13 protein-coding genes are annotated in these 15,027 nt (G+C 75.7%); 6 read left to right on the forward strand and 7 right to left on the reverse strand.

What is annotated here, in order from left to right; translation table 11 throughout:
- Positions 1-94: 94 nt before the first annotated feature.
- Positions 95-223, reverse strand: coding sequence for a hypothetical protein (locus AB0L74_RS08010; RefSeq protein WP_365647061.1), 129 nt, complete (start codon positions 221-223; stop codon positions 95-97).
- Between the two features lie 214 nt (positions 224-437).
- On the reverse strand, positions 438-2,978 hold the full coding sequence (locus AB0L74_RS08015; RefSeq protein ID WP_365647064.1) for a helicase C-terminal domain-containing protein: 2,541 nt from the start codon (positions 2,976-2,978) through the stop codon (positions 438-440).
- Between the two features lie 138 nt (positions 2,979-3,116).
- Here AB0L74_RS08015 and AB0L74_RS08020 point away from each other — a divergent pair, with 138 nt between their 5' ends.
- Both AB0L74_RS08020 and AB0L74_RS08025 read left to right on the forward strand, forming a co-directional pair.
- Entirely contained in the window at positions 3,117-4,229 is a 1,113-nt protein-coding gene (locus AB0L74_RS08020; RefSeq protein ID WP_365647067.1) for a hypothetical protein, read from the forward strand.
- Between the two features lie 174 nt (positions 4,230-4,403).
- Positions 4,404-5,060, forward strand: a complete 657-nt coding sequence (locus AB0L74_RS08025) for a haloacid dehalogenase-like hydrolase (protein WP_365647070.1) — start codon at positions 4,404-4,406, stop codon at positions 5,058-5,060.
- Here the strand turns inward: AB0L74_RS08025 and AB0L74_RS08030 are convergent.
- Complete coding sequence (locus tag AB0L74_RS08030; RefSeq protein WP_365647073.1) at positions 5,015-5,287, reverse strand: hypothetical protein; 273 nt, start codon at positions 5,285-5,287, stop codon at positions 5,015-5,017. The two genes, AB0L74_RS08025 and AB0L74_RS08030, sit on opposite strands and share 46 nt — an antisense overlap.
- A gap of 184 nt (positions 5,288-5,471) precedes the next feature.
- On the opposite strand from AB0L74_RS08030, the gene AB0L74_RS08035 reads away from it, so the two are divergent.
- A complete protein-coding gene (locus AB0L74_RS08035; protein ID WP_365647076.1) occupies positions 5,472-5,855 on the forward strand; it encodes a cold-shock protein in 384 nt (127 codons plus the stop codon).
- A gap of 74 nt (positions 5,856-5,929) precedes the next feature.
- Here AB0L74_RS08035 and AB0L74_RS08040 read toward each other — a convergent pair whose 3' ends face one another.
- From AB0L74_RS08040 to AB0L74_RS08055, 4 genes are read right to left on the reverse strand one after another with little or no spacing between them, the layout of a single operon-like run.
- Positions 5,930-6,823 carry a 1,4-dihydroxy-6-naphthoate synthase gene (locus AB0L74_RS08040; RefSeq protein WP_365647079.1) on the reverse strand — a complete coding sequence of 298 codons (894 nt, stop codon included), beginning with the start codon at positions 6,821-6,823 and terminating at the stop codon, positions 5,930-5,932.
- The gene (locus tag AB0L74_RS08045) at positions 6,813-7,508 is read right to left on the reverse strand and encodes a futalosine hydrolase (protein WP_365647082.1); all 696 of its coding nucleotides are present in this window, start codon (positions 7,506-7,508) and stop codon (positions 6,813-6,815) included. The genes AB0L74_RS08040 and AB0L74_RS08045 overlap by 11 nt, the downstream gene beginning before the upstream one ends.
- Positions 7,509-7,531: 23 nt before the next feature.
- The gene (locus tag AB0L74_RS08050) at positions 7,532-8,020 is read right to left on the reverse strand and encodes a DUF2771 domain-containing protein (protein WP_365647085.1); all 489 of its coding nucleotides are present in this window, start codon (positions 8,018-8,020) and stop codon (positions 7,532-7,534) included.
- 59 nt (positions 8,021-8,079) lie between these two features.
- Positions 8,080-9,465 (reverse strand): MFS transporter, encoded by a 1,386-nt coding sequence (locus AB0L74_RS08055; protein ID WP_365647088.1) that lies wholly within the window; start codon positions 9,463-9,465, stop codon positions 8,080-8,082.
- 335 nt (positions 9,466-9,800) lie between these two features.
- On the opposite strand from AB0L74_RS08055, the gene AB0L74_RS08060 reads away from it, so the two are divergent.
- The 3 genes from AB0L74_RS08060 (at position 9,801) to AB0L74_RS08070 (ending at position 15,016) form a co-directional block, all read left to right on the forward strand.
- Positions 9,801-10,715 (forward strand): DUF3027 domain-containing protein, encoded by a 915-nt coding sequence (locus tag AB0L74_RS08060; protein ID WP_365647091.1) that lies wholly within the window; start codon positions 9,801-9,803, stop codon positions 10,713-10,715.
- Between the two features lie 189 nt (positions 10,716-10,904).
- On the forward strand, positions 10,905-14,054 hold the full coding sequence (locus AB0L74_RS08065; protein ID WP_365647094.1) for a molecular chaperone Hsp90: 3,150 nt from the start codon (positions 10,905-10,907) through the stop codon (positions 14,052-14,054).
- Between the two features lie 188 nt (positions 14,055-14,242).
- Positions 14,243-15,016: a calcium-binding protein gene (locus AB0L74_RS08070; RefSeq protein WP_365647097.1), complete on the forward strand. Its 774-nt coding sequence runs from the start codon at positions 14,243-14,245 to the stop codon at positions 15,014-15,016.
- Positions 15,017-15,027: the final 11 nt, after the last annotated feature.

The raw sequence follows: 15,027 nt of genomic DNA on the forward strand, positions 1-15,027 counted from the left end.
GACGGTGAGCGCGGACGGTGACCGGGATGTGCGCGCCGCGAACGGGCCGGTCCCGGGGTCGCCGGGACCGGCCCGATGCGTCGGCGGACGCGCCTCAGATCTGCGGGGTCTCCACGACCAGCCCGGCGACGTCGATGCTGATGGCGGCGGCCGGGCCGGCGAAGAGGCCGATCAGCACGGCGGTGGAGGTCAGGACGGCGGCGACACGGCGAACGGCACGCATGGCACTTCCTCTCTGTTGCGCGTGAGCGGGCCCGGCTGTCCGCTCGCGTCTCCGCTCGCCCGGGCCCGGTCGAGGACACCGGGTGGCTGCCCGGCGGTTCACATGGCGATGCGAGAGCCACGCCAAGCTCCCCCAACCGGGGGAAATCCATGGCGTGGCGCGCATGAACGCGCCGGTACGCCCGAAAGTGGGCAGTATGCGCGATCGGCTTGCGTCAGCCGGCGTCGTCCGCCAGCTCGGCGACCCCCGTGATCCGGTGCAGCGGATAGGTGCGGACCTCGTCCGCGGTGTGGTCGTACGCCGTGACGAAGCCGCCCTCCACCCGGACCGGCGCGATGACGCGCTGGCTGGCGGCGCCCTCGGCGTTGACGTAGCCGATCCACAGCGCCTCGCCGGTCAGCACCGCGGCCTGCACGGTGGCGAGGGTCTCGGCGGCGCTGGTGCGGGGCGGCTCGCCGGGGGCCGGGGCGCCGGCGCCCGGGTTCGGCTTGCGCGGCGCGGTGGAGGCCAGGTCACCGGCCCGGATGGCGCGGATCGCGGCGCTCAGCAGTGTGTCGTCGGGGACCGGCGGACCGTCGGGGACCGGCTCCGGGGGCGTGCGCGGCGGGGTGCGGTGGGCGTCGGCGCGGGTGATCAGCACATCGCCCTCGGCGGACTCGGCGGCCGGGGCGAACCCCATCGCGCGCAGCCCCTCCAGCAGCGCCGCCGGGCCGGCCTGCGCGGCCAGCACGGTCGGCGCGAGGCGGCGCAGGCCCAGCCCGGCGGCCCGCCGGTCGGCGAGGATCTCGCTGAGCATCGCGTCGTCGTCGCAGCGCACGTACGCCGAGGCCGCGCCCACCCGCAGATGCCCGTGCCGGCGGGCCACGTCGTCGATCAGGTACGCCAGCGGCTGCGGCACCGGCGTGCGGGAGTGCGCGGCGAGGAAGGCGTGCAGGTCGGCGGCGGTCTGCCCGGAGTCCAGCGCGCGGCGCACCGAACCGGGGGTGAACCGGTAGACGGTGGCCCCGCCCTTGGACTCCACCTCCGCGAGCACGCCCAGCGTGTCCGCGAGCGGGCGCCGCAACGGCCCCGGCGCCACCGCCGTCAGGTCGGCCTGGAGCAGCACATGGTCCAGCGGCTCGGGGAGCAGGGGCGCGAGGACGCGGGCGGCGGCGGCCGTGCGGGCGGCCTGCTCGGCCGGGGAGAGGGGCGCGGAGGCGGGCGGTGTGCGGTGGTGCACGGGGAGCTTGTCGCCCGGCCCGGCCGGTTCCCCGCCCGCCGCGTGGCGCACCTCGGGAGCGCCGATCAGCGCCCGCCCGGGCGCCGACAGCGCGCCGCGCCCGGTGACGCCCAGCAGTTCGGCCTCCGACAGGGTCCAGCGCGCCAGCCGGGTCCGCAGGTCCTCCTCCCGGCGCTGGGGGCGCTCCCAGCCCAGCCGGGCCAGCACCGACTCCCCGTCCGGCGCGGCGCCCTCGGGCAGCCCCGCCAGCAGCGACAGCACCCGGTGGCGTACCTCCGGGGCCGCCGAACGGTCCAGTCCCGGGCCCAGCGCGGACAGGGTGCGGTCCTTGGCGTCCCGCCCGCCGACCAGACCGGCCGTGCGGGTGGCCGCCAGCCAGGCCCCCGCCAGCCGCGCCCAGCGCTCGGCGGGGGGCAGCTCGCGCCACTCGTCGTAGGCGGGGGTCGCCGCGTACCGCTCGTCGGCCTCCCCGTCGGAGGCCAGCAGTCCGGCGGCGTAGGCGAGTTCGACCCAGAACGCGGCGACCGGTTCGGGTGCGTCCAGGGCGACCGCGGTCCGCTTCAGGTCGCGGACGCTGAGCCCGCCCGCCCGCAGCACGGCCGGACCGCCCTCGTCCCAGTCCTTCAGCAGTTCCTCGACGGTGGCCAGCGCCGACAGGGCCTGCCCGGCCGCGGTCGCGTCCACGATCCCCGGACGGTGGGCGGCGGCGGCCGTCACGGGCGGCGGCAGCGGCTCGGGCGTGCGGTGCGCCCGCCCGCCGCGCAGATGCAGGGCGACCTCGCGGGGCAGGACGACCGTGCCGGGCGCGGTCGGCAGCAGCAGGCCGCGGTCGAGCAGCCAGCGCAGGTGCGGCGCGGGGGCGGCGGTGACCTGGCCGTAGGGCGGGCCCCAGGCCAGGCGCTCCAGTACGTCGAGGGAGCCGGCCGGGGCGGCGGCGAGCAGCTCCGCCATCCGGGCCCGGTCGGTGAACAGGGCGGTGAGCTGGGCGACGGCGGAGACGGAGTCGTGCGTCGAGGGCAGGCCGGCGGCGGTGACGATCTCCTGGATGCGGCCGGGGGACATCCCGGCGGCGGCCTCCCGCGCGGTGGGGCCCAGCCCGGTGGGGGACGGGTGCTGCGGGGAGGGCGCGAGCAGTTCCCGGGCCGTGCGCACCAGCCGCAGCCGGTCGTCGCCGCCCCACACCAGGGCCTGTTCGCGCAGGGTGGCCAGGGCGCGGGGCAGGGCGGCGGCGACGGCCGGGTCGGCGCTCTCGCCGGGGTCCCCGGCCATCAGCCCGAGCAGGTCGTCGTAGGTGGCCGGGTCCGCCGCGACGGCCAGGGCCTGGGCGGTCTGGAGCGCGAACCGGTCCAGCCGCTCCAGGGCCCGGACGACCGAGGCGCGGGTGCCGGCCCGGGTGGCGAGCTGGGTGAGGTCCGTGGGGACGGGGGTGATGAGGTCGGGGCGGCTGCGCAGGAGGGCGGCCAGGGCGGCGTCGTCGCGGGCGCGCAGGGCCTCCGCCAGGGACCGCGGGGCTGCCGGCTTCTCCTCGGTGCTCATCCGGCCAACGTTAGCGGTTCCCCTCGGCCGGGTGGGCGGGTCGCGGACGGGTGAGCCCGCCCCGAGGACACGGGCCTGCCCCGGGACACGCGGTACGGTCGTCCGACGAGGCATCACCCACCGCACGCGGAGGGATCCGTGGGGATCGAGAGCGATCAGGTCGTCTACGAGTATCTGAGCCGCGTCGGCGACGTGGCGCAGCAGCGGCAGCTGCCGTCGGCCGCCCGCATGCGCCTGGTCGCCGAACTGCGCAACGAGATCGACCGGCGGCGGTCGAAGGCGGTCGTCGACAGCCCCGCCGCCGTGCGCCGCATCCTGGACCGGATGGGCAGCCCCGACGAGATCGTGGACGCCGCGGGCGGCGGCGCCACCGGTGCCCCGCGGGAGCCCGCCGCCTCGGTCCCGGCGCAACGCGACGGCGCCGGCAGCGTGAACCGTGCGAACGGCGCGGCCGGCGCGAACGACGTGAACGGCACGGGGGGTACGGAGGGTGCGGGCGACCCGGGCGGTGACCCGGCGCGCGGCGCGCGGCGGCGCAAGGGACTGCGCCGGGTCGTCCCGCGTCCCCGGCCCGCCGTGCCGCCCGCCGCGCCCCCGGCGCCGTCCCCGCCGCACCTGGCGAGCGCCCGGGAGCTCGGGGACCGCGTGGAGCGCCCGGACTGGTGGCGGGTCGAGGACGGCGACCCGTTCGGCGCCGGGGACGGTGTGCCGGGGTTCGTCGGCGGGGTGGAGATCCCGGAGCTGCTCAAGCCCCCGCCGCCGAAGGAGGAGGCGCCGACGGGGAAGGCGCCGAAGGAGAAGGACGGGGCCGGGGCGAAGACGACCGCGTTCGCGCCGGGCGCGGAGGAGACCGCTCCCGCCGCGCGGGCCGCCCGGTGGCGCCGCCTGCCCCGGCGGCTGTGGCCCGAGGGCGGCATGGGCAGCCCGCTGCTGCTGCTCGCCGCCGGGCTGCTGGTGGCCGGGGCCGTGCTGGGCCGGCTCGTGCCGCTGGCCCTGGGCTGGCTCATCGCCTATCTCTCCCGGCGGCTGACCCAGGCCGAGACCAAGTGGGCGGTGCTGGGGCTGCCGGGGGCGGTCGCCGGGGCCTGGGCCGTGTGGCTGTGGGGCCGCGTGGACGGCCGCTGGGGCGAGCCGGTCGCCGAGGGCGGGCTGAGTGACGCCGTCGCCGGGTCGTGGCCGTGGGTGCTGCGCGGCGCGGCCGTCGTCTCGGCGCTGTACCTGGTGTGGCGGGCCCGCCGCCCACGGGGATGACGCCGGCGGGATGACGCCGGGGACGGCGGGCCGCCCGGGGCACCCGGCCGGCCCGCCCGGCCGCGAAGGCGAGCCGGGGCACGGCCCAGTCCAGGACACCGCCGTGCACACCCCGCACACCGTCGTCCACAACCTGTGTACGGAGTCGCGGCGGCTCCCGGCACAATGGACCGCATGGCCTCCACGACCCGCACCGCCCCGACCGTCGGCTTCGACCTCGACATGACGCTGATCGACTCCCGCCCCGGCATCCACGCCTGCTACACGGAGCTGTCGGCGCGGACGGGCACCCACGTCGACGCCGACCTGGCGGTCACGCGGCTCGGGCCGCCCCTGGCGCAGGAGCTCGCCCACTGGTTCCCGCAGGAGCAGGTGGCCGCCATGGCCGATCTGTACCGCTCGCTGTACCCGGCGACCGCCATCGCGGCCACGCCCGCGCTGGCCGGCGCCCGCGAGGCCGTCGCCGCGGTCCGGGCGGCCGGCGGGCGGGCGATCGTCGTCACCGCCAAGTACGAGCCCAACGCCAAGCTGCACCTGGAGCACCTCGGCATCGAGCCGGACGCGGTCATCGGCGACCTGTGGGCCGAGCAGAAGGCGGTGGCGCTGCGCGAGCACGGCGCGAGCGTCTACGTCGGCGACCACCTGGGCGACATACGCGGGGCGCGCGCGGCGGGCGCCCACTCCGTCGCCGTGGCCACCGGCCCGTACGGCGTGGAGGAGCTGCGCGCCGCGGGCGCCGACACGGTCCTGGCGGATTTGACGGAGTTCCCGGCCTGGCTCGCGGCCTACCGGGAGGCGCCCGAGGGAACGGCGGACGCGGCGCGCGCCTGACGGCGGCCCGCCGCGATCGACCGGAGCACCCCCGCCCCGGCGATCAGGAATCCGGCCCCCATGAGCATGCTCAGTCCGAACATGTAGGCGGGAAACGGAGTCGTCCCCAGGAAGAGCGGGGCCACGGTGACCACGGTGGCCACCGCCCCGATGAAGAAGACGACGGCACCGGCGCGGATCAGTCGGTCACCGGGCGCGGCGGAATTCGGTTGGGTTTTGTCACGCACTCGACCAGGGTAGTTCCCACCGCGAAGGAACGGCCGGGCGACGTCTTGTCACCGGCTTGAAGAGCATTAGCCTGGGTACCGGCGGGTCCCGACGGCCCGCCCGAGTGCTATCAAGGGCCGTTTCCGGCGGCCGCGGCATTCAGCAGTCAGCAGTTTTCCGACGAGTACGAGGACGAGGACGGACGTGCCCACCGGCAAGGTCAAGTGGTTCAACAATGAGAAGGGCTTCGGCTTTCTCTCCCGCGACGACGGCGGTGACGTCTTCGTCCACTCCTCGGTCCTCCCCGCCGGAGTCGAGACCCTGAAGCCGGGCCAGCGCGTGGAGTTCGGCGTCGTCGCCGGACAGCGCGGCGACCAGGCCCTGTCGCTCACCCTGCTGGAGCCGACCCCGTCGGTCGCCGCCGCCCAGCGCAAGAAGCCGGACGAGCTGGCCTCCATCGTGCAGGACCTGACGACCCTTCTCGAGAACATCACGCCGATGCTGGAGAAGGGCCGCTATCCCGACAAGTCCTCCGGCAAGAAGATCGCCGGGCTGCTCCGCGCGGTCGCCGACCAGTTGGACGTCTGAGCCGTTCCGTACGGCCTGCCGCTGCTTACGGGCCACGGGCCACGGGCCGCGGGCTATGGCCTACGGGCTGCGGCCTACGGGAAGGACAGCGCGTCGGGGCCGAGGGCCGGTACCAGTCCCTCGGCCGCCGCGCGGGTGAGCAGCCCCCGCACGGCCGCGTAGCCGTCCTCGCCGAGAGCGGCGGTGAACTCGTTGACGTACAGCCCGATGTGCTGGTCGGCGACGGCCGGGTCCATCTCCTGGGCGTGCTCCATGACGTACGGGCGGGGGATCTCCGGGTCGTCCCACGCGGCGCGCACGGAGGCCCGGATCGAGTCGGCCAGCAGCGTCAGCGTCTCCTCGCCCAGCGACCGCTTGGCGATGATCGCGCCCAGCGGGATCGGCAGCCCGGTGGTGGCCTCCCAGTGCTCGCCCATGTCGGCGAGCTTGTGCAGCCCGTAGTCCTGGTAGGTGAAGCGCGCCTCGTGGATGACGAGGCCCGCGTCGACCTTGCCGTCCCGCACGGCCGGCATGATCTCGTGGAACGGCATCACCACGATCTCGCCGACCCCCCCGGGTACGGTGTCCGCCGCCCACAGCCGGAACAGCAGGTACGCCGTCGACTTCTCGCTCGGCACGGCGACCGTGCGGCCGCTCAGGTCCATGCCGGCCTCGCGGGTGAGCACCAGCGGCCCGCAGCCCCGGCCCAGCGCGCCCCCGCAGGGCAGCAGCGCGTACTCCTCCAGGACGTACGGCAGCACCGCGTACGACACCTTCAGCACGTCGGACTCGCCGCGCTCGGCCATGCCGTTGGTGATGTCGATGTCGGCGAAGGTCACCTGAAGCGCGGGGGCGCCGGGGACGCGGCCGTGGGCGAGGGCGTCGAAGACGAAGGTGTCGTTCGGACAGGGCGAGTACGCGATCCGCAGGGACCGCGAAGGCTCCGACGGCTCCGAGGGCTCCGGGGGGTTCAGGGACTCACTGCTCATGGGGACTCCAACTCTCCAGGACGGGCGCCAGCTTCCCGAAGGCGTCCGCGAGGGCGGCGAGCGCGTCGGGGATGCGCCAGGCGGCCCGGTCGCGGGGGCCGACCGGGTTGGACACCGCCCGCAGCTCCAGGACGGGCACGCCGTGCGCGGCGGCGGCCTCGGCGACACCGAAGCCCTCCATGGCCTCCGCCAGGGCGCGGGGGTGGCGGGCACGCAGGGCGGCGGCCCGCTCGGCGGTGCCGGTCACGGTGGACACGGTCAGGACGGTGCCGGGGCGCGCGCCGGTCGCGGCGGCGGTCTCGCGCACGAGGCCCCCGGGCGGGCGGTGGGTGACGGTGCCGAAGCCCAGCTCGGTGACCGGCAGGAAGCCTTCGGCGGTCTCGGCGCCCAGGTCGGCGGCGGTGATCTCGTCGGCGACGACGAGGGAGCCGACCGGCGCGTGCGGCGCGAAGCCGCCGCCGATGCCGGCCGAGACGACCAGCCCGTAGGGGGTGCCGGCGCAGGCGGCGGCGGTCAGCGCGGCGGCGGCGGAGGCGGCGGCGAGCGCGGGGCCGACCCCGGCGGCCAGCAGGTCCCAGCCGCCCGGGGCGCGGTACAGCGTCACGCCGGGCCGGGACACCTCCCGCACCGGGCCGGACGCGGCGCGGGCCACCGCGTCCCGCTCGGCGGGGACCGCGGTGGCCACGAGGACATTCAGCGGGGACGTGGTCAGTCGTCCTTCTTCAGCCGGAAGTTCCACAGCCCGGTGGCCGCGTTGCTGTTCTTCTTCCCGTCACCGGCCTTGATCGAGACCAGGGTGGAGTCGCCCTGCGCGCCGTACTGGGCGTTGAAGAACACGCTGCCCGGGATGGTCTGGTACGTCTTGTCGGTGTCGTCGACCAGCGGCTGACCGTTCATCAGGATGGTCCAGCGCTGGTCGGCGATCTCCGGGTCCACGCCGAAGCCCACGGTCTTGGTGGGGTCGACCGAGATGGACTCGATGCCGGTGTCCTTCAGGCAGTTCGTGAGGTCCTTGGTCTCAAGGGCCTTGTCCTCACCGCCGCAGGTGGCCTCGGCGCTGATCGAGGAGTCGCCGACCGTGATCGTCGACATGGGAGTCGGCTTGTCGCACGCCGACAGGACGAGCAGTCCGGCGGAAACGGCGCCGGCGGCGGCGACGGCGCGGCGGCGTCGCACAGCGGATTGCAACCTGGTCATGGGCGAAGGCTATCGGGCACGTCCAGCCCTCCTCCCACCTGGGTGCGGCGTGCCGTACGTCACGCCAACCCCGGCCGCGTCCCGCCGTGCCGCGCCGACCCGATCAGCCCCCGTGCGGTGGCCAGCCATCCGGCGGCCACGATCGCCGCGCCCACCGACAGCCCCAGGGTGCCGTGGAGCGGCAGCGCGATGCCGATGCCGCCGCCGGCCACCCAGGCCATCTGGAGCAGCGTCTCCGACCGGGCGAACGCCGAGGTGCGCACCGGCTCCGGCACGTCCCGCTGGATCAGCGCGTCCAGGGACAGCTTGGCCAGCGCCTGCGCGAACCCGGCGACCGCCGCCAGGCACGCCACCAGCACCGCGCCGAAGAACACCGCGGCCGCGACCGCCGCGCCGAGCACGCAGGCGACGACGGTGACGATGATGATCTCCGGCGCCCGGGCCCGGAGCCACGCGCCGACCGCCGTCCCCAGCGCGTTGCCCGCCCCCGCCGCCACGCCCACGACGCCCAGCGAGACGGCCGCGCTCTGCCCGGTCATCGGGTGCTCGCGCAGCAGGAAGGCGAGGAAGAAGATCAGGAACCCGGCCAGGCCCCGGACGGCGGCGTTGGCGCCCAGCGCGTGCGTGACCGCCGGGCCGACCGTGCGCAGCCCCGGCCGCTTGGCCCGCTTCCGGCGCGGCCCGCGCAGGTGCCGCTCGTCGGCGGCGAGCAGCGCCGTGTCCTCGCCGCGCGCCGAGTCCACCTTCGGCGGCAGGGAGAAGGACAGGAACGTTCCGGCCACGAAGATCACGAAGGCGCCGTACAGCGGCCAGCGCGGTCCGATCTGCTGGAGCCCCGCCCCGACGGGCGCGGCCGCGCCGGTGGCGAGCAGCCCGCACAGCGTGACCCGGGAGTTCGCCTTCACCAGCGAGAAACCGGGCGGCAGCAGCCGGGGCACCACCGCGCTTCTGACCACCCCGTACGCCTTGGAGGCCACCAGCACCCCGAGCGCGGCCGGATACAGCTCGACGCCGCCGGTCACGACCGCCCCGGACAGCACCAGGGCGAGCAGCGCCCGGGCGAGCATGGCGCCCGCCATCGCGGCGCGGCGCCCGTGCGGGACGCGGTCCAGCAGCGGCCCGATCACCGGCGCGAGCAGGGTGAAGGGGGCCATGGTGATGGCGAGGTAGAGGGCGACGCGGCCCCGGGCCTCGTCGGTGGGCACGGAGAAGAAGACGGTGGAGGCGAGCGCCACGGTGATCATGACGTCGCCGGCGCCGTTCACCCCGTGCAGTTCGATCAGTTTGCCGAGCCCGGACTCGCCGGCGCCGTGCGCGTGCGTGGCCCGGCGGATGCCGCGCGCGGCGCCGGTCACCGGCAGGTGCAGGGCACGGCCCACGGCGCGGAAGCGCCCGGGACCTTGTCCCCGGCCCCCGCCCTTGAATTCCGTCCGCGCGGCTGCCACCTCGTCATAGTGCCCCGAGTGGGGCCCGGCTAAGGCGGTTCGGCGCCTCCGGCGCACGGATGGAGCTGATCGAGCCGGTTCGGACGCGTCCGGGGGTGAAGGGGAAACCGCCGTCGGTGTAGGCCCAGCGGACCGGAGAAGGTAGCGTGCGTAGCGCGCCGTGGCGAACGTTCTCGGCCGCGCGCCGTACGAGCATCCCGCAGAATGGATGACGTAGGCGTGCCCGAGCGCGATCGGGCGCGGACGTCGACGCGGTCCCCGGGTCCGCTCCGTCCGCCCCCCTTCCGCCGGCAGTGGCGCACTTGTGAGACGGCGTATGGAGAGAAGCGATACCTGTGAGCGCAGCGACAACGCGAAGCCGCACCCCTGACCGCCTGTGCGCCGAGGCCGTCGACCTCGCCCGGTCCGCGGCCGAGGAGGCCGCCGCGCCCGGCGTCGTCGGCGAGCACGTGGGGCTCGTGTCGGAGGGCGACCGCGTTGTCACGCACTTCTTCGAGTGCATGGAGCTCGGGTACCGCGGCTGGCGCTGGGCCGTCACCGTCGCCCGCGCCTCCCGCGCCCGGATCGTCACCGTCGACGAGGCGGTGCTGCTGCCCGGCCCGGACGCCCTCCTCGCCCCCGAGTGGGTGCCCTGGAGCGAGCGGCTGCGCCCCGGCGACCTGGGCCCGGGCGACCTGCTGCCCACCGACGCCGAGGACCTGCGCCTGGAGCCCGGCTGGACCGGCGAGGACGAGCCGCCGCCGAACTCCGCCGTCTCCGCGGAGATGGCCGACCTCGTGGAGGCCGAGGACGCCGAGGTCACGACCCGGCCCCCGGCCGTGCCCCGGCGCGGCTCGATCGCCGCGGTCGCCGAGGAGGTCGGCGTGCACCGCGCCCGCGTCCTGTCCCGCTACGGCCTGCACACCGCCGCCGACCGCTGGGAGGAGGCGTTCGGCCCCAAGACCCCGATGGCCCAGGCGGCCCCCGCCTCCTGCGTGAGCTGCGGCTTCCTGCTCCGCATCGGCGGCTCCCTCGGCCAGGCGTTCGGTGTGTGCGCCAACGAGTTCTCCCCGGCGGACGGCCGCGTGGTCTCCCTGGCCTACGGCTGCGGCGGCCACTCCGAGGCCGCGGTCATGCCGAAGCCGCCGCAGCCGGCCCCGCCGGTGATCGACGAGACCCGCGTCGACCCGTTCCCGCTGCGCCCGGCCGCCGACTCCGGCTCGGTCCCGGTCACGGAGGACGCCTCGACGGCGGAGCTGGGCCACTCGTGAGAATCGGGGACGGCGGCAGGGCGCTCTCCCGGCGCGTTCGGCGGACGGCCGTGAGCCGAGCCCGAACCGTCGCGCTTCATCGAGCTCCGGCAGGGCGGTCCCGAGGCTGACCCTCCGGCGCTGCTCCTCGGCGTGGCCGGGTCCCGCAGAGCGGTACCTTCAATGGTCTCGCCGAGGAGGAGAGTGAACGTGAGCAAGTTCGTGCGGCCCGCCGCCGAGGGTGCCGACCCGTTCGGAACGGCACGTCTGCGCCGCGGAGTGCTGGACGCCTGGGCCACCAGCCCCGCCCGGTTCCGTGAGGACGCCAACGCCGAGGAGGACCTGGTCCTGGGTGGCTACCGGGACCGGCTCGTCGTCGAGCTCGCCCAGAACGCCGCCGACGCCGCCGCCCGCGCGGGCGTGCCCGGACGGCTGCGCCTCACCCTGCGCGAGGGTGTGCTGTTCGCCGCGAACACCGGCGCCCGCCTCGACGCGGCCGGTGTCGAGTCGCTGTCCACGCTGCGGGCCTCCGCCAAGCGGGACGCCCACGAGGGAGCGGTCGGCCGGTTCGGCGTCGGCTTCGCCGCCGTCCTCGCGGTCACCGACGAGCCCGCGATCCTCGGGCGGCACGGCGGCGTGCGCTGGTCCCTGGCCGAGGCCCGCGACCTGGCCGCCGAGACCGCCCGGCACAGCCCCGGCCTCGGGGACGAGATCCGCCGCCGGGACGGCCATGTGCCGCTGCTGCGGCTGCCGTTCGCCGCCGAGGGCAGCGCGCCCGAGCCGTACGACACGGTGGTCATCCTGCCGCTGCGCGACACCGCCGCCGCCGACCTCGCCGAGCGGCTCCTGAACGCCGTCGACGCCGCCCTGCTCCTGGCCCTGCCCGGCCTGGCGGAGGTGGCCGTCGAGACGGACGAGGTCCGTACCCTGCGCCGCCGCGCCGACGGCGACGTCATCGTCGTCGAGGACTCCCGCGACGGCACCACCCGCTGGCGCACCGCGTCCGCGCACGGCCCCCTCACCCCCGACCTGCTCGCCGACCGGCCGGTGGAGGAGCGGCTGCGCCCCCACTGGTCCGTCACCTGGGCGGTGCCGGTCGACGCCGAGGGCGCCCCGGCCCGCCCCCGTACGGCCCCGGTCGTCCACGCGCCCACCCCCAGCGACGAGCCGCTCGGCGTGCCCGCCCTGCTCATCGCGTCGTTCCCGCTGGACTCCACCCGCCGGCACACCGCGCCCGGCCCGCTGACCGACTTCCTGGTGCGGCGCGCGGCGGACGCCTACGCCGGACTCCTCGCCGACTGGCGCCCGGTGACCGCCGGGATCATCGACCTCGTGCCCGGCCCGCTCGGCAAGGGCGAGCTGGACGGCGCGCTGCGGCAGGCGATCCTGGAGCGGCTGCCCCGCACCTCCTTCCTGCCGCCCGCCGTCGCCCCGCGGGAGGAGGACACCGAGCTGCCCGAGTCGCTGCGGCCCCGCGATGCCGAGGTGGTGGAGGGCGCGGGCGCGGACACCGTACGGGTCCTGGCCGACGTACTGCCGACCCTGCTGCCCGCCGGGCTGGAGCGGCGCGCGGAGCTGCGCGCGCTGGGCGTGGCACGGGTCCCGCTGACCGACGCGATCGACCGGCTGGCGGGGCTGGAGAAGGAGCCGGAGTGGTGGCGGCGGCTGTACGACAGCCTCGCGGGTGTCGACCCGGACCGGCTCTCCGGGCTGCCCGTGCCGCTCGCTGGGGGTACCTCCCAGGCTTTCGGCTCTGGGGGAGGTCGCACGACGATCGGGCCCCGGCAGGTCCTGCTGCCCACCCCGGACGCGGCCGGCCTCGACCCGGAGGTCCTCGCCCGTCTCGGCCTGAAGGTCACCCACCCGGTCGCCGCCCACCCCCTGCTGGAGAAGCTCGGCGCCCTCCCGGCGACCCCGCGGGCCGTGCTCACCACGCCCCAGGTGCGGGCGGCCGTCGCCGCGTCCCTGGACGACGAGGGCGGGATGTCCTGGGAGGAGGACGCCCTGGACGCCGACGAACTCGCCGACACCGTGCTCACGCTCGTCCGGGACGCGGGCCTGGAGCCCGGCGACGAGCCGTGGCTCGGCGCGCTCGCCCTGCCCGACGAGGACGGCGAGCTGTCACCGGCCGGCGAACTCGTCTTCCCCGGCGGCCCCTTCGCCCAGGTGATGCGGGAGGACGAACTGCCCGCCGTCGACGCGGAGCTGGCGGAGAAGTGGGGGCCGGAGCCGCTGGCCGCCTGCGGCGTGCTGGTGGACTTCGCCCTCGTCCGCGCCACCGACGTCGTCCTCGACCCCGACGAACTGGAGCCGCGCGAGGGGGACTTCCCCGAGCCGGACGACGCCGGGTTGCTGGACGCCGTCGACGTGTGGTGCGAGGACATCCTCGACCGGTTCCCGGACAGTCCGGTGCCGCCGGTCGCCACCGAGATCGTCGCCGTACGCGACCTGGACCTGGTGGACGACGACAAGTGGCCGCAGGCCCTGGCGCTGCTGTCGCGGCCGCCGCTGCGGGACGCGCTGGTCCAGCCGGTGCGGATCCTGCTGCCGGACGGCACCCACGAGGTCGTACGGCCGTACACGGCGTGGTGGCTGCGCGGGCACCCGGTGCTCGACGGCCGCCGCCCCGCCGGGCTGCGCGCGGCCGGCGGCGACCCGCTGCTGCGCGGCCTGTACGAGGAGGCCGACGCGACCGGCTTCGACGACGAGCAGGTGCTGCGCGCGCTGGGCGTACGCACCTCGGTCGCGGCGCTGCTGGACGAGCCGGGCGGCGCGGCCGAACTGCTGGACCGCCTCGCCGACCCCGGCCGCGAGGTCACGCCCGCCCAGCTGCACGCCCTGTACGGCGCGCTGGCCGAGCTGGACCCCGAGCAGGTCACCCTGCCGGACGAACTGCGCGCGGTCGTCGACGGCCGGGTGGAGGTGGTGGACGCGGCCGACGCGGTGGTCTGCGACTCGCCGGACCTGCTGCCGTTCACCGAGGGCGTGCCGCTGCTGCCCGTGCGCCCCGCGCTCGCGGCCGAACTGGCGGAGCTGTTCCAGACCCGGCGGCTGAGCGAGTCCGTCACCGGCCGGGTCGACTCCGAGGGCAGCGAGCACGAGGTACCGGACGCGGTCCGCGCCCTGCTCGGCCCGCGCACTCCCGCCTCGTACATCGAGCACGAGGAGCTCGTCGTCGACGGCGTGGAGATCGACTGGCGCCTCACCGACGACGGCGTGCTGCACGCCGCCACCCTGGAAGGCGTCGCCGCCGGTCTCGCCTGGGCGGCCGGCCAGTGGCCCCGCCGCTTCGAGGTGGCCGCCCTGCTGGAGGACCCGTCCCGCACGGACGAACTGGCCCGGGACCGCTGGTTCGACTGACGGCGCGCACCGGACGCGGATGATCTTCTCCACGTTTTCTCCACGCCGTACAACCATCGGGCCCCCACGGTGATCTGATCACCGGAGTCGGCAGACTCCCGGTTCACCGGGGCCCTTGGCGTGACACGAGCCGTGGGGGGCGACGACCGCCCGGGCCCCGTCCCACACACGTCCCACAGGGGGATCACATGCGTATACGAGCCACTGGTGCCGCCCTCGTCGGTGCCCTGGCCCTCACCGGCCTCGCCGTCCCGGCCGCGCAGGCCGCGCCCGTTCCGAAAGACGTCGTGATCGGTGACACCACCATCACCAAGGTGGTGGTCGACGGCGACAACAAGGTCTCGGTCGGCACCTCCGCCGCCAAGACGTTCAAGGTCAGCGTGACGGCGAAGGACGACTCCGGCATCGCCGGCGCCGACACGTTCTCGCTCGCGGGTCCCGACTACGGCTACTTCACGTCCGGCAAGCCGGTCTGCGCCAAGGTCAGCGCCACCACTTCGACCTGCACGGCCTCGGTGACGGTGGACCCGAAGGTCGACTACCTCAGCAACGCCAACGCCGGCACCTGGTACGTGGACGCGATGGTGGAGGCCAAGGACGGCGACTTCGTCTGGGAGGAGAAGGCCGGGTCCTTCAAGTTCCAGCGCGCCTCGAAGCTGACCGCCAACGCCTCACCGGAGCCGGTGAAGAAGGGCAGGACCATCACGGTCACGGGCCAGCTCACCCGCGCCAACTGGGAGACGCTGAAGTACGCGGGCTACAGCGGCCAGTCCGTGAAGCTCCAGTTCTGCAAGAAGGGCTCCACCACCTACACCACCCTCAAGACCATCAAGACGGACATGAAGGGCAACCTGAGCACCACCGTCACGGCCGGCGCCGACGGCTACTTCCGCTACGCCTTCGCGGGCACCGCGACCACCCCGGCGGTCAACTCCACGGCCGACTTCATCGACGTGAAGTAACCCCCGGCCCG

Origin of the sequence: Streptomyces sp. NPDC052020 (assembly GCF_040680575.1) — a bacterium.
Classification (GTDB): Bacteria; Actinomycetota; Actinomycetes; order Streptomycetales; family Streptomycetaceae; genus Streptomyces.